General features: G+C 65.6%; 6 protein-coding genes. All 6 read right to left on the reverse strand.

All coding sequences use genetic code 11. The features are described 5' to 3' along the window. Positions 1–37: 37 nt before the first annotated feature. The 6 genes from AB8A24_RS13370 to AB8A24_RS13395 all read right to left on the reverse strand — a co-directional run bounded on the left by AB8A24_RS13370 (position 38) and on the right by AB8A24_RS13395 (position 14,654). Positions 38–421 carry an HU family DNA-binding protein gene (locus AB8A24_RS13370; RefSeq protein ID WP_369475726.1) on the reverse strand — a complete coding sequence of 128 codons (384 nt, stop codon included), beginning with the start codon at positions 419–421 and terminating at the stop codon, positions 38–40. Positions 422–553: 132 nt separating this feature from the next. Continuing rightward, positions 554–919, reverse strand: coding sequence for a hypothetical protein (locus tag AB8A24_RS13375; RefSeq protein WP_369475728.1), 366 nt, complete (start codon positions 917–919; stop codon positions 554–556). 41 nt (positions 920–960) lie between these two features. Continuing rightward, positions 961–2,700 carry a hypothetical protein gene (locus AB8A24_RS13380; protein WP_369475729.1) on the reverse strand — a complete coding sequence of 580 codons (1,740 nt, stop codon included), beginning with the start codon at positions 2,698–2,700 and terminating at the stop codon, positions 961–963. Between the two features lies 1 nt (position 2,701). Continuing rightward, a complete protein-coding gene (locus AB8A24_RS13385; RefSeq protein WP_369475730.1) occupies positions 2,702–8,251 on the reverse strand; it encodes a hypothetical protein in 5,550 nt (1,849 codons plus the stop codon). Positions 8,252–8,416: 165 nt separating this feature from the next. Continuing rightward, complete coding sequence (locus AB8A24_RS13390) at positions 8,417–12,463, reverse strand: type IV secretory system conjugative DNA transfer family protein (RefSeq protein ID WP_369475732.1); 4,047 nt, start codon at positions 12,461–12,463, stop codon at positions 8,417–8,419. A gap of 136 nt (positions 12,464–12,599) precedes the next feature. Further along, positions 12,600–14,654, reverse strand: coding sequence for a hypothetical protein (locus AB8A24_RS13395; protein ID WP_328964237.1), 2,055 nt, complete (start codon positions 14,652–14,654; stop codon positions 12,600–12,602). Positions 14,655–14,712: the final 58 nt, after the last annotated feature.

A 14,712-nucleotide genomic window follows, 5' to 3' on the forward strand; every position in this document is an offset into this window, starting at 1 on the left:
ATCACGGGGATTTTCCTTTCTGTCGGCTCCTCGCTGTCTACGACGCGGGCCGCAGCTCACGACCTTCAATGACGTTTTCGAACTCGTCGGCATCCCCGATCGCCCCGTAGGTATCGCGTGAGGCGTCGTCCCCATTGCCCCCCAGTCGGCGGTTGAAGCTGCTCGATGCGGAGAACTTGAGAACCACGTAGTCATCGACGTTGCTCTTGCCGAAGCGCACCTTGTGACCCTTATGGTCCTGCCGGTAGAAGCGGCCGAAGCTCTTGAGTACGACCGCCTCTCCGCAGCTGACCGCGCCAGTGAGTTCACCAAGCAACGACTCGTATACCTTGTTCACCACCCGGACGGGCAACTTGCTGCGAGTCGCGACCCGCGAGATGAATTCGCGCTTACTGACACGCGGTGTCTTCGTCGTTTCCATGTCTACACCCTGCCCTATCGTCGTTCATTACACGGTTCCACTGAGAAACCAGTCTATCGGAGATAGGCGTGAGTGGAGAAGAGGAGTTGGGCGTATCAAGTGCAGTCGCCATGCTTATCTTTGCTCATTTGACTAGATTTCCAGATCTGGCTCGATCCCCTCCCGGTCGTCCTCGGGCTCATAGCCGACCGACTCGATGATGGTCCGCGTGTTCGGATCGCGGCGCCGGTTCACGACCTTGTCGTGAGACTCCCCGAACCGCTGCTGCGCCGCCACGCGGTCGGCCGCATCGAGCTTCGCGCCGATGCTGCGCTCTCCGAACTCCAACATCGAACTCAGTGCCGACATCGCGCCCTGCTTGATCGCGTTGACGTTCGGCCTGTTCTGCGCCCGCTGCTGCTCCCATCGGCTCCGATCCTCCGGTGTGACGTAGCCGAACATCCGCGCGAAGCGCGATCCGAACCTGACCTGCTGTCCCTCGTTCTGTTCCTGGTTCATGCCCCCTCCTCCTGCTCCTTGTTCGTGCTCCCGGATCGCGCTCAGGTGGGCTGGTAGTCCTCGGAGTCGGCCCCAGCGTTCGGGCCGTTGTCCTGCGCGCCGGCCTCCTGCTCGGCCGACGGACCCGTAGGGCGCGACCGCGCCTTGAGCCGCTGCTCCTCGAAGAAGGCCCCGGGGTCGTCGACCGCCGTCTGCAGTGCTTGCTGCCAGTTCTCGCCGAGGCTCCGCTTCAGCTGAGGCTCAAGATCCGGGTACTTCTCGTTCACTGCCTCTATCGCGTCGACGTAGGCGTTGGAGTAGACCCGCTGCTGCTCCTCGGGTGGCAGACCGTCGATGTCCATGCTCGCGATCATCACCTCGGACTGGTCCAGGCGGTGCTGGAGCATGCCGGGCAGCCCGCTGGTGTCCAGACCCTGCTTCTGCGCCGCGAAGCCGACCAGGTAGCCCAGCATGTTGCCCCCGTAGGCCTCTTGGTCACCGCGGCCCAGCGCGTTGAGAAGCGAGGTCTTCATCGTCTCGGCGAGCTGAACCTGGTGGGCGTCCGCGTCCATAGGCCGGCGCAGTGTGAACATCCCGTCCTCGGGCAGACGCTGGCCCAGCTGGTCGTCGAACTCCCCGCTCCAAACCGTGTGGACCCGGTCGGAGCCCGCGATCTGCTGCTCGTGTGCAGGGGCCTTGACGATCCGTCCGTGGGCCACGCCGTTGAACATCGTGCGCAGCTCGGGCTCGTACTCCATCCGCTCGCCGATGATCTTTCGGGCGCGCTGGACGACCTCCCGGCGCTCCAGGCCGTCTTCGCTCATCTGCTCGTGCAGCCGCTTGCGCAGCGCCCGGTAGCTATCGCGGATCAGGCCGACGTCCGCGCCCGGCTCACGCATCTTCCAGAAGGCGCTCTCCATGAGCGCGACCTCGGTCATGGCTGCCGAGTCCGGAGTGAACATCTCCCGGTGGCCGCGCTCACGATGCTGCATGGCGTCGAAGCGCTTGCGCCACTTCTTCGTCAGGTGGTCACGCGGATCCGTGCTGCCGATCAGGCGCTCGCGCCGGGCGTCGCTCGGCAGGTCCTTGAAGATCCTCTGCCGGTGCGTGATGCCGCTCTCGGCAAAGGCCACCATGCCACGGGCCCTCGTGTCGATGCGCTCCTGGATCTTGTCCTTGAGGGGTTGGAGGTAGCTGTCCATCTCCTTCTTGAAATCCGGGGCGAGCATCCGCATCGTCATCACCATGCCGACCGCCTGGATGATCGAATTGGCATTCACTCCGCGCGAGAGCGGCTTGAGACACGACTGCATCATCATCTGCATGTAGACGTCGTGCATGACGCCGAGATCCTGGGTCCGCTCCTCGTCGTCGAAGCCGGGCACCAACAGCTTCGAGTCCCGCAGCGAGGCCATGTACTTCTCGCTGGCCAGCCGCGTCTCCGCCCTGAGTTTGAGCAGCTGCTCGCGCTGATCCAGGCCCTCGCTCTCGTCCTCGGCGCGGTCGACATCGATCCCGTGCACGCGCTCACGGTCGGCCATCCGCTTCCGGGTCTTCTCACCGAAGAACTCGCGGGCACGGTCCCGGAGCCGCTCACGCCAGGCGCGCGCACCGTCTGCGTCCTGCGGCCCCGGATCGTCGATCACCTCGGCGTCGATCGGCTCGTCCGAGCGCGAGGCCCAGTTGGCATAGGTGTTGCCTCGCGGCTCACCGGTCCGAAGCCGATCGTCGCCAACCGGAAGCACCTTGATCGCGCGCCGGCGGCCCGCGGGTCCTGTTCCCAGTGCCTTGTGCTGTGCCATCTCAGTACCCCATCCCGTAGTCGCCGCCGTTGGCCTCCGGCTCATCGATCTCCATGCTCGGCCTGTAGACCCGGCGCGTCGGGCCCACGCCAACGGCATGCGCGGAGCGGCGATTCGAGCCGCGGGTGCGGGACGCCTGTGCGTCTCGCGAGATCACGTCGCGCTTGACCCCCGAGTCATCGACAGCGATTACGGCGTTGTCCAGGCTGTGCGTCTTGGTGGAGCCCAGCTGATCGAGCTGCCAGGACGCCTGCACCCGAGCCTTCAGAGTCCCCGAGGACGCGAACTGCTCGTTCTTCTCGCCGTCGTAGACGCTCTCGCGGTTCTTGGCCGCCTCGACCAGATCGGTGAACGCGCCGCCGTAGGCCATCCGGTCCATCACGGTGCCCCGCAGCGACACGTCTTCTTCCAAGTTGCGGATGAGCCCGGTCGTCGGGTCCTTCAGCGCACTGGCCACGCGGGCCACGTACTCCGGGTTGACCGTGACTCCGAAGCCCTCCTTGGACTCGTAGAACTCGACGAACTGCTTCTTCCACTCCTCCTCCATAGCCTGGACGGGCTCACCGTCGACGAATGGCGTGTGCCACAGGCTCGGGCCGACCTGTTCGATTCTGCGGCCCCTCCAGAGATCGCGGCCGGGGCCCTGGAGCATCGCGTACTTGTGCCGGGCCTCGGCGGCGTCGTGCTTGGCCTGCAGGATCGACTGGGTCACCGGGTAGGTGACCTCCAGGACGGCCTTGAGGTCCTTGCCGCGCAGCGCGCGCACGGCGCGCTGGCTGAACGAGCCGCCCAGGCCGGTGCCATGTGACTTGATCGCCGTGGCGAACATCGAGGCTTCCTGGTCGGTCTGCGTGATGCCGGGCACGCCCTGCGCATCGCCCAGGTTCCGGGCGTAGTCGGTGAGCTTCTGCTCGTTCCCCTTGGCGCCGGTCTCGACACAGACCTCGCGCACGCTCTGCAGGTGCGCCTCGCGATCCGAGAACGTCAGTGCCGTACCGAACTCGCCACGCTGCGCCTGGCGGTACAGCCCGCTCAGCTCCTGCGTCACGACCTGCTGGGCGAGCTTGATGTCCTCCGGCGAATCCGAACCCGTGAGTGCCTGCAGCCGGAGCCGGTTCGCCTGGCTCCGCGAACCCTCCAACTCAGCGGCCAATCCAGCGTCCTTGGACAGTGCGACCTGGGTGTCCAGCGACACCTGCATGGCCAGCGGGTGTGAACCATCGCCCTTGACCACTCCGGTGTCCAACAGGTTGGCCGGCACCGAGAGCTTCGCCAGGGCCTCAGCCTTGGCTGCCTCGCTGTGCAGCTTCACCACGGCGACGGCGTCACCGTCGAAGTCGCCGTCGAAGCAAGCGTCCATCACCGGGTTGATCGCGGCGCCGGTGAGTCGGTCGTCGATCGCGACCCGCAGGTAGCGCACGCCGGCGTCACGGAGCACCGGGTCACGCCACACCAGCGCGTGGTCGCCCTCGGCAAGCCCCAGCTGCTCGGCCTTGACCGAGCTGAGCGCAACCTGGTCGACGTTCAGCCGTGGGTCCGCGGTCCACACCATCGTCGCCGAGTCGGTGAGCCGTGAGGCCATCAGCCCGGTCTTGAAGATGTTGCTCTTGCCTGTCAGCACTCGGTTCTGGACGTCGGTCGTGATCGCTTCGAAGGCGCGCTGAGCATGCGAGACCCTTTCGCTCATGGCGCGACGCACCTCGGCGCGCTTCTCGGCGGACAGACCCTGGCCGTCCAGCTGCTCGGCCATGTAGCGGTAGCGGCAAGCCTCCACGAAGACGTCCTGGTAGGCGCGGGTGTAGTCGTGCGGGACGGAGGACCCGTCCTCGAACTCCTGACCACTGCGCAGATGCGAGGACATCACCGGCAGCTTCCACGAGCTCGCGCTCACCGTCTCGGTCTGCTCACCAGTCGGATATGTGAGCGGGAACGGGATCTCCATGTCGCCGCCGCGGTCGCCGATGAGGTCGCCGAAGGACTTGCGCATCGCCATGATATTCAGTCCCGGGAGCTGGCCCGCCTTGCGCGGCTGCGTGCGCAGCAAGTCGGGCATCGGGATGAACCGACGCTCGGGACGCTCGTCGAGGGCCTCAGCCTGGCCGATCACGCGCAGCGTGCCGTCAGCGTCCATGTCCATGCCGGATACCAGCAGGTACTCGCGCAGGCTCGACTCGGCCCCGCTGTTGTGGCCGTAGAACTCGCGCATGATCGCCGGGCAGTCCTGAGACTGCAGCGCCCAGGCCAGCTGAGAGGAGGCCTTACGGCCCTTGCCGGCACGCACCTGCTCGTCGTCGTAGATCTTCGTCTTCTCGTCGACGGCCATATGGGTGACCACGAAGCGCATCTCGCCCAGGGCACTCGGCCGCAGTTCTCCGTTGGGCGAGCGCAGATCGGAGACGTTCCCGCTCATCAGCTCGCGCGCCGAGCCCGCGTTGCGCCGGGAGATGAGACTGAACGGACTCATCACCACGTCCAGACCCGGGTTGGCCCGGAACCAGTTGACCTCTTCGACGACGGCCTGCTGCCGCGCGTCGTGCAGAGGCATGTCCCGGTCGACGATCAGCGAGATCACGCCCTTGTTGCCGTGCAGATCCGAGATCTTGTCGCCCACGACGAGAGCGCGCTCCTGACCGCCGGCCCCGCGGATGCGGTGGCGCCCGGCGAACTCCTTCGACACCACGATCGGGTCATCAGCCGTCCAGCCGCCGAAGGTCATCAGCGCCGTCTTCACCGGCGCGGTGACCGCAGAGGACTGCATGATCGTCGAGGCCGTCATCTGCTGACGGTCGAACGGGTCGTACCGCAGCGTCTCGAGCTCGGGGAGAGCCATGAGCGGCGCACGCTGTCCGGCCACGCTCTCGTCGCCCGGCACGATCCGACCATCGGTGTCGACCTGGGCCTGACTGGTCAGGTACCGCACGATGCCCTGGTTGGTCGCGCCTCCGGTCATCACCGGGTCGAAGTAGCCGCTGGGCGCAGCCACGTTGTTCCGGTCCTTGCCGGTGAGCACCGTCATGTTCCGCCCGCCGGTGAGCCGCCAGGCGTCGAAGCGGTTGTCATCAGCCGGGTCGGTTCGGTCGCGCTGGGACCTGTACTCGGCGTAGACCGTCGAGCCGGCCTTGATCTCGTTGGAGTAGCGCACACGGCGCGCCTCGGTCTGCAGGATCGCTGCCGTCCACTCCTCCAGGTGCGCCTTGATCTCGCCGGTGGACTCGTCCCGCTGGTACGTGGTGGCCCGCTCGATGAAGTCGATCGGGTGCTTGGTGCCGTACAGCTGCGAGTAGACCGTGTTGAGGGAGGAGGGCTCGCCGGTCTCGCTGCGCCCGGCGGTGAGGTCGCCGGCGATCTGGTACTGGATGCGCTCGTGCATGAGCTGTTCGTAGCCGCGCAGGCGCGTGCGTTCCTCGACCGAGGTCGGAGCCTCGCCCGGAGTCTGGGCCGTGATCGTGGCCATGTAGCCGGGCACGATGAGGGCGTTCTGCCCGCTGGCGAAGGCGGTGGTGATCTCGCCGTACTCGCCGACATCGAAGACCTGGCCGATCTCACCCGAGATCGGAGTTCCCTTCCCGTCACGGCGAAGCTTCGCGCCACTCCAGCGAATGACGCCGTGCTCGTCGACCAGGATCTCGGAGACCTTCGCCGCGTTGCGCTCGATGCTCTCACGCACGGTGACCCCGATACGCCGTATGAACGCAGATTCGTGGTCGGCGATCGGCACGGAACGCTCGGCGTTGAAGCGGACGAGCCGGTCCTTGAACCGGGTCGTCTGGAAGGTCGAGCCCATGATCTCGTCAGGGGAGATCTCGCAACGACGAAGCGCTGAGGCGAGGTTGTCGAGGTTCGACCACTGCCCGGTGGGGCTGGTCATGTATCGCGCCACCCGCTCCGGGTTGAAGCGCTGATCGACCCACTCGCCGTCGACGTCATGGGGCTCTGCCTCCCAGGTCCCGATGAGTTCGAAGGGAACGTCCTCAGCGTGCTGTCGGACCTTCTCGACGACGGTGCCGCCGTAGACAAGGTTGCCCATCTCGGGCGCCTCCTCGGCCTGCAGCTCGCCGATCCCCTCCAGCCGTTCCTGGTACATCTCTTCGGTCGCACCCGGGCGCAGCAGTTCGCTGCGCGCGCCTGTGAGCACGTCCCAGTAGGAGCGCTGGATCGCAGCGACCTCAGAGTCAGCCGAGTACTCCGGCGGTTCGATCGCATCCAGCTGTCCGCCGGTTCGCTCCAGCTCCGTCTCGGCACGAGCAATGAGATCCTCGACGCCAAGGGCTGCCTGCAGGTTCTCCCGAGCGCTCTCGACGGCGGTCTTCGCATAGGCCTCGGCCAGCTCGGTGTCGAGGAAAAAGGCCGGCAGAGAGCGGTTCTTCGCCTCCCGGCGCAGCATCACCTTCGAGCCGGGCCGAGGGCCGGGCCCACCGGGGGCCACGTAGTCGCCGACCACGAACATCGACTCACGGTCAACGCCGTGGTAGCTGTCGGGCACATCGACCATGCGGTCACGGCCGCGCTCCTGATGTGTCGCGCCGGTCTCGCCGGCGGCGTGCCCCGGCAGATCCGTACGCTCGACGCGATGTCCCTGGGCGAAGCGCAGTAGTTGGACAGCCTCCGTCGGCGAGGGAGAGTAGACCGCCATGCCGCCGGGAACCCGGTAGTTCGTCGAGTAGCGCAGCACGGTGCCGTTGTCGTATACCCGAGCTCCGGCGTACTCCTCCTGACGTGTGTCGGTGAGGCGGATCTCCATGCCGGTCCCAGCGATCTTCGCCTTGATCTGACCTGGCTCGCGGTCGCGCATCACCTCATAGGACACGCCCTGGGCCTTCAGCTCTTCGAGCAGAGCGGCCGAGCGCGCCACGGCGCGCGGGGACATGAAGCGGTTGCGGTCGACGCGGTTCGTCTGCGGGTCCCGGCCGCCGTCGATGACCCACTCGCGCACCTGGTCGTACTCCTGCCGGCTCATCTTGTCCATCAGCGCGGTGAGTCCAGCGGCGTCGTCGTCCGTCATCGCGCGGCCTGCCTCGAACGGCCTGCCGTCGTCGCCGATGCGCCAGAGCACCATGTTTCCGCGCCGCGGATCGGCCAGGGTTTCCACCTCACCGCCGGCCACGCGTCCGATCGTCTCGTCCGGCAGGTACACCAGCGCGGTCCCGGCGCGCTTCACGGTCGCGCGTTCGGACCAGTCGGGGTCATAGGGGCTGATCGGCAGCCCGGCCGACTTCGGGTCGACCTGGGCACCGACACCGGTGACGCGGGTGAACTCCCGCTGCGACTGCTGATAGCGCTCGTTCTGCGGGGAATGATCACCGAACTGCGGCTCGTAGCCGGACACCTTCTCCGCGAACGCCTGGTCGATGGCAGAGAGGCAGTCCGTGATGCCCAGCCGCGGGTCGGCCAGTGCGGTGCCCCGCCGGCCGAGGATCTCGTCGACTCGGGCGCGGATCGCCTTGGCCTGGGAGATCGGAACGACTTGTCCGGTCTGCGCCCGGGCCTGCTCGACTGCCTTGTAGTAGACGTACTCGTAGAAGTACCTGCGCAGTCCGCGTGCCTTCTTCATGGTTAATCAGCCTCCTGTGGACGCTCCGGGTTGCATAGAGCCTACATCGCCTATCGAAAGAGAGTTGGAGGCTATTCAAAAGGTCAGTGCCGAGGCTGTCTCTCTTAGGTGAGAGATGGCCTCGGCACTGGTTGTGATCCTTGTCCGACCCCGAGCGGCCGTCAGCTACTTCGAGTTCATCTCGATGGCCATCGCCCTGTCGAACCGGCCGTCGGCCAGCACCTCCCAGCTCGGCAGCGAGGCCAGGTACTGGTAGAAGGCCGAGTAGACCCTCACCGTCGCCAGCGACTTCAGGTCCTCCTCGGTGACGTCCTCCTCCGCGAACACCCGCGAGTCCTTGTCGTTCACGTGGCCGTTGATCCGGCGGGCGGCATTGGCGTATGCGTCCGAGCGGATCTGGCTGATGTAGGTCTGAGACCCATCGGCGCTGCGCAGTTCGCCGTCGCCGCCGACCGAGAAGTGCTCGCGATCCTGTTCCAACTCGGTCTGCGCGGACTTGTAAGCCTCACCGATCTCGATGTCCAGGCTCTTGACCTTTGCCGAGCCGTCGGGATTGACCAGCATCTCCTTGCTGATCGTCCCCTCCGCGTAGAGCAGACGCTGCCGCTCGACGCTGAGCGCCTGACTCTCGGCGACTGCGACCCCGACCTCGACGTTCTCGATGAACTGGTCCTCGTCGAACATGCTCATCCCCTCGTACTCGTCGGGGTCGACGACCACCGGAGCGTTGGGGTCCTGGCACTTGTCGACCGTGGTCATCGTCGTGATGACCTCCATGACCTCGTCGGCGTAGACATCCGGGTCCAGGCGCTCGATGTCGACCTCCTGGTAGCCGTAGATCTCCTTGTACTGCGCCTTCGCGTCCGCGGCCTTGACCGCCTGCCGCATGCGCTTCTCCAGCATCTTCACGAAGTCCGGCTGATTCATCCGCACGTCGAAGTCCATGGCACTGGACAGCGTGGGGATCGTCTGCAGCGAGTACGTGTGCCCCGGGTGCTTGATCGTGTTCCCCAGTAGCCGGAACGACATCGGCAGGATCGTCTGGTTGCGGTTCCAGATCGGCGCATCGCCGGCCCGGAAGACGATCGAGTTGCGCGGCGAGAGGAAGGCCATGTCGTTGTAGCTGATCAGCGGCTCTTCCTTGGTGCTCATCGTGTAGGAGACCCGGCCCTCGGTCTTGCCGCCGATGACCTTGTCGAGATCCTGGCTGATCTGCTTGCTGTCCCTGTACGACCGGTGAGTCTTGCCGCTCATCTTCTCCAGCGTCTCGATCATCGAGTCGTCCGTGGACTTCAAGAAGACGATGTTCGAGGTGTTGCCCTGCACGATCTTGTCGACGCTCTCACCGTAGACGTCGCGCAGTTGCTGCAGGGTCTGCAGGATGAGCGTGAACTGCTGCTCCTGGCCCAGGCCGATGGAGAGCATCGTCGCGAAGCCGTCGATGCCCTTGCCCTCCGACTGCAGGTTGCCGAGCTCGTCGAGCATGAACCGCGTGCGGTAGAGCGGCTTCTGGTTTGACTTCGTCATGTACGCCTGGTCGGCGCTCACGTCGAACAGCTGCTTGACCAAGATCAGGATCAGTTTCGCGTACTTCATCAGGTGAGGCGGAGTCACTAGGAACAGCGCCTTCGGGGACTCCGAGTAGCGAGACAACTTCTGCGTGACCGCCCGTGCCTGATACGAGACCTTCTCCGGGTTGCCGCCGCCGGAGAAGTCGAGTCGCGTGTCCGGGTAGAGCGTGTCCCCGGCCTGGAAGGACAGGATCTTCCCGTCCCGAGTGCCACCCTCACGCACCGGCTTCAGCTCACGCATCACGCCGTTCTTCACGATCTTCTTGCCCGTCACCGGCTCGACCACGTAGTGCCGGCCGTTGAGCGAGACCTGGTGGGTCTTCGTGAAGCTGAAGTAGAAGGTGCGCACCAGCATCTTCGTCTGTGGGTTGACCAGCTCCAGCTTGAGCCAGGCTTCGTTGTCAGGGAACTTGCCCTTGAAGTTGTACCGGGCCCAACCTTCGCGGCCGACGATCTCCTCGTGCTCGAAGTCCTCGCCGAGGCTCTTGGTGAACATGGGGTCCGCGTAGGCCGACCACACGGCCTGCTGACCGACGAGGTGGTCGCGCTTGACGTAGTTCGGCGCGAAGCGCACGCCGAGGCGACGCGGGAAGCTCAGGCCGGCCAGGTCGGTGTTCTGCGACGGCTTGCCCGAGGTCAGCGTCGAGATCGTGGGGTCGGTGAAGAACGACATGGCGGTGATCGCGATGCCGTACACCGAGGCGAGCATCTTCTCCGCCCCGGCCATCGAGCGCAGCGCGTTGTGGGCGTTGCCCACCATCGTGCGCATGTTGTTGCGGGGCAGCTCTTCGCTCGCGTTGAAGTACAGGCTGAGCATGTCCTGATCGGCCTTGCCTTCCCACATGAAGGCCTGGGCCGCAGCCCTCTCCTGCTCCTCGGCCAGGGCGTCCCCGTTGTTCTCGAACTCGCCGGCCTTGACCCGCTTCTCCAGTTCGGCCTCAGGGTTCTTGATCTTCTTCGAGCTCATCTGCACGAAGAGCTGGTAGCAGTTGTAGAGCGTGACCTTGCCCCAGAGGTCATCGAGCTTCTGCTCGAGCAGCGCCGGGTCCATATTCAGCACGGCTGCGGCGCTGCGCAGCTCCCGTTCCTCCTCCAGGTAGAAGTCGATGAGTCCGTAGGCCGCGCGCTTGAAGGCGTTGTTGGCGGCGTTGGGCCAGACCGGGTCCTCGCCGCCGTCGATCGGAAAGAAGATCTTGGCGATGTTCTCCACGTACAGTGCGCACTTGGTGAAGTTGCCTTCACGCGCTGCGTCGGCCGCCAGCCCCAGGGGGTTGTAGATGTCGGTCTTCATGGAGTTGATCAGGTTGAACTGCACCGGTTCGAACCCGCGTGTGACCAGGGGTACGTAGTTCTTCACCAACAGCTCGCCCTTGGGGTCGTTGATGACCATGTTCGAGGGCTTCTTCTCTCGCGACCACATGTCGATGACCGGCTCGATGTACGTCTGGCCCTTACCGGCTCGGGTAATGGCCAGAACCATCGTGTTCACCGGCGCGGTATCGACTACGTACGCCCCGGCGGGGCGCTGGACCTCGTACGCCGGGAACGTCCAGTCCTCCTTGATCAGGGCGGCGACGGTCTTGTACATGTCCGATCCGAAGCCGAGTTTGTCCCGGTTCTTGCCGTCAGGGTTGTACGGGATGCGAGTGGTGTCGTACTTCTGCCGCAGGGTCTTGTCATCGGGGAGGCCGGAAGCCTCGAACAGCTCGTCGCCGAAGCCTTCGTCGATGATCGGCAGGGTCTGCGTCAGCGGACTGCCTTCGTCGTCGTCCATGACCTCGCCGGCGTAATAGGCGAGGTTCCCCTCCTCATCGATGACGTCCTTCTTGGCGCGCTGGGCGACCTCGACGGTGCCCAGACCCTTCTGCCTGAGCATCATGTGACTGAGCATCGAGCTGACCTGCACGCTCGAGTGAGCGCCGGCGTCGGGGAACCAGTCGTAGTTCTGCTGGATCTCTTCCGGCAGAGCGATGTGCTGGTCGTTCTGGTACTGGTTGATGTCGCTCGTGGTGTTCATCAGGTTCGCCGCGGCGACCCTCCGCGAGAACCACGTGCCGATGACGAGGGCGACCATCAGACCCGAGCCGAGCGTGATGAAGAGCTTGAACCCCGAGACGTCGGCCAGCTGCTCTCCGACCGTCGTCGCGCTCTTCTCGGGCTCAGCCGGCCTGTCGGCGCTGAGCTCGTCGTCCTTCGCCGCGGTGTACCAGACGGGGACCGGAACAGCGTCAGCGCTGGGGTAGCACTTCGCCTTCACGTCCGGGTTGCCGTCCTTGGTCAGGGGCCGGTAACACTTCACGACCGAGCCGCCCGCACCCGTCTTGGTGTCCTGAACGTAATACGCACTCGGTTTGCCGCTGCCGCTGCCGGACACACCCGAGCCCACGGACACGCCCACCGAGAGCACCGCCGCGGCGATGAGCGAGTAGAGGACCCAGGCAACGACCGTCACCAGCACTCCGGTGATCACCGCGACGACGATGCCCGGTCTGGTCGACCTCAGGGTCAGGAACTTGCTGCGGTCCAGTTGCTGGTTGTCGTAGACGTCTCGGTTCGTCAGCGTCTCGCCGGGCGTCCGCGCCGAGATCTTCTCCCAGCTGTTCGCCTTCGGCCGTGCCGCCTTCCGCCTGTTCGTGGCCATCGTGATTCCTTACTCCCGAGCCTCGCTCATTTCGCTGTCCCGCTGTCCAGTGCGCCCGCCTGCGCAGACGACGACGGCGCATGGGGAACGCGTCCCATGCGCCGTCAGATCACCCCGTCGGTCATGACCGGATCGCTCAACGGATCAAGACCACCCCGACGATGAAGCCGGCCACGCCCATCAGGAGCGAGAGCGTGACGATCATGACGACGAGGATCTTGTTCGAGCGGCTCTGCATCTCGGAAGCCCGCGCCAGCTCGTTGGCGTAGGACTCCTTGTCGGCCTGCATCTCCGTCAGGCGTGCTTCGTACCGCTTGGCCACTGAATCCTCGACCGTCGACAGCTGCTTGAGCAGGTCGGTGACCCGCGTCACCTGGGAGTTGGTCTTCTCCTTCTCCAGGTCGAGGTTGTGCTGCCAGTCGGCGTCCCGAGTCGTCATCTGGATGATGGCGTCCTTGCGGTTGCGTTCGAGCTCGTCCTCCATTCGGCGGATCCGGTCGGCGTGCTCAGAGCGCACCGACTCCAGGAGGTCCTGCTGTTCCCGGCGCAGGATGCCGATCTCGTCCGTGGTCCGCTGGTGCTCGGCCAGCGCCTCGTACTGGGCGATGTCGGCCTTGCGGTTGTCGTCGACGATTCGCTGGATCTCGGACTTCCACCGGTTCAGGCGCTCTTCCTCGGCCGCCAGGTACTCCGACTGCCGTTCGGCCAGCACCTCGAATATCCGCGTCTGCCCGGTCTGCATCTTCAGCGTTGCGTCCGACCGCCGGACCCGCAGGATTTCCTGCTGGTTGTGCGCGTGGGTATCCTCGATGTCCCGCTCGATCTCGGCGACGGAGTCAATCTGCTCGCGCTCCATCCGCGAGCGGTTGCGCTCCTTGTACTGCAGCTCCGCCGAGAGCGCCGCCTGCTGGGCCACCTTGGCGGCCTGCGCCTCGTAGTCCTTGGCGATCTCCGCCCGGCGGGCTCGGATCTTTTCCTCCCTCTCTGTCTGCCGCTGCTGGTGCTCAGCCTCAGCCGCGTCCTTCAACAGCTTGTACCGGGAGCCCTCGCGGTCGGTGGCCACCGCACGGATGACCTGCTCGGTGTGCGCCGACATGAGGTTGACGTAGAGCGCACGCAGCTCAACCTCGTGCGCGGAACGGAGCTGCATCAAGTCTGCGTTGGCCTGCCGGTTGAGCTGGGCGACCTGGTCCCCGAGCCACTCGGTCGCTCCCTCGGGCACGGCGATCTGTACGACCGGTGCGCCGATGGCGAAGGTCGCGTTGAACTCATCGAGCCGGACGTCCAGGTCCAGCTCCTCGGAGAGGAACCGGCGGGCGATGACATCGCGCACCTGGGCCTGATCGGCCAGCAGCACAGCGTCGCCGGCCTCCTGGTAGTCGCCTTCGACGCCGTAGCCGGCGTCGGTCTCGTCGAAGCCCTGGTAGCCGGTCACCTCGTCGCCGTCGTGGTCCGGCCATGACTCGACCGAAGCGGTGCCCACGTCGTCCCCGTCGAACACGGGCGTGTCCACCCCTTCATCGTCGACGACGTCGCTGAAACGCGGCTCGTCGTCCAGGCCCTCGTCAGCCCCCTCGCCACCGGGGATCTCATCGAAGATCGCATCCCCCTCGTCCTCCCAGAGGACCGCCGGGGCGGGGCCAGCGGTCCCAGCCTCGGCGACCAGGCCGCTGTGCTCTTCCCACGCCTTCTTACCCACGGCTTCTTCGAGGCTCGTGGTACCGGCAGCGACAAAGCGCGCCTCCGCGAAGGTCGCATCGTTCACCAGATCGACGAGCAGATCGCCGCCGGGCTTCTGCCACACGACGGCCCAGGCGTAGGTGGCACCGGTGAGCAGTGAGTACTCCTCCATGCGCGCGAGAGTCTCGTCGGTGGGGATGATGCCGAAGACCTCCTCTTCGATCATCTCCGCCGTGGCCACCGTGCGGATCTGGTCGGAGCTGATGAGCTCGATGATCGAGCCCTTCGCCTCGTCCCGGCCGTGCCGTTTGCTCAAGCCGCCGATCTCGTCGGCCGCAAGCACGAGCATCACCCAGGCCGTGCCGCTGGGAAAGACGAACGGAGTGTTCGACCGCAGCAACTCGACCGCTGCCGGGATCGCCGTCTCTCTCACCACGGAGGCCAGAAGCTCGTCGGGCTTCTTCTTCCGTTCCTTCTTCTGGCGGACCGCCGCCGCTCCCAGAATGCCCATTGATGCCGATCCCTTCGCCCAAAGAACACAGTCCGCCTGGTTTATGAGCATCCTATCG

It is taken from the genome of Streptomyces sp. BF23-19, assembly GCF_041106355.1.
In the GTDB taxonomy this organism is placed as follows: Bacteria; Actinomycetota; Actinomycetes; order Streptomycetales; family Streptomycetaceae; genus Streptomyces; species Streptomyces virginiae_A.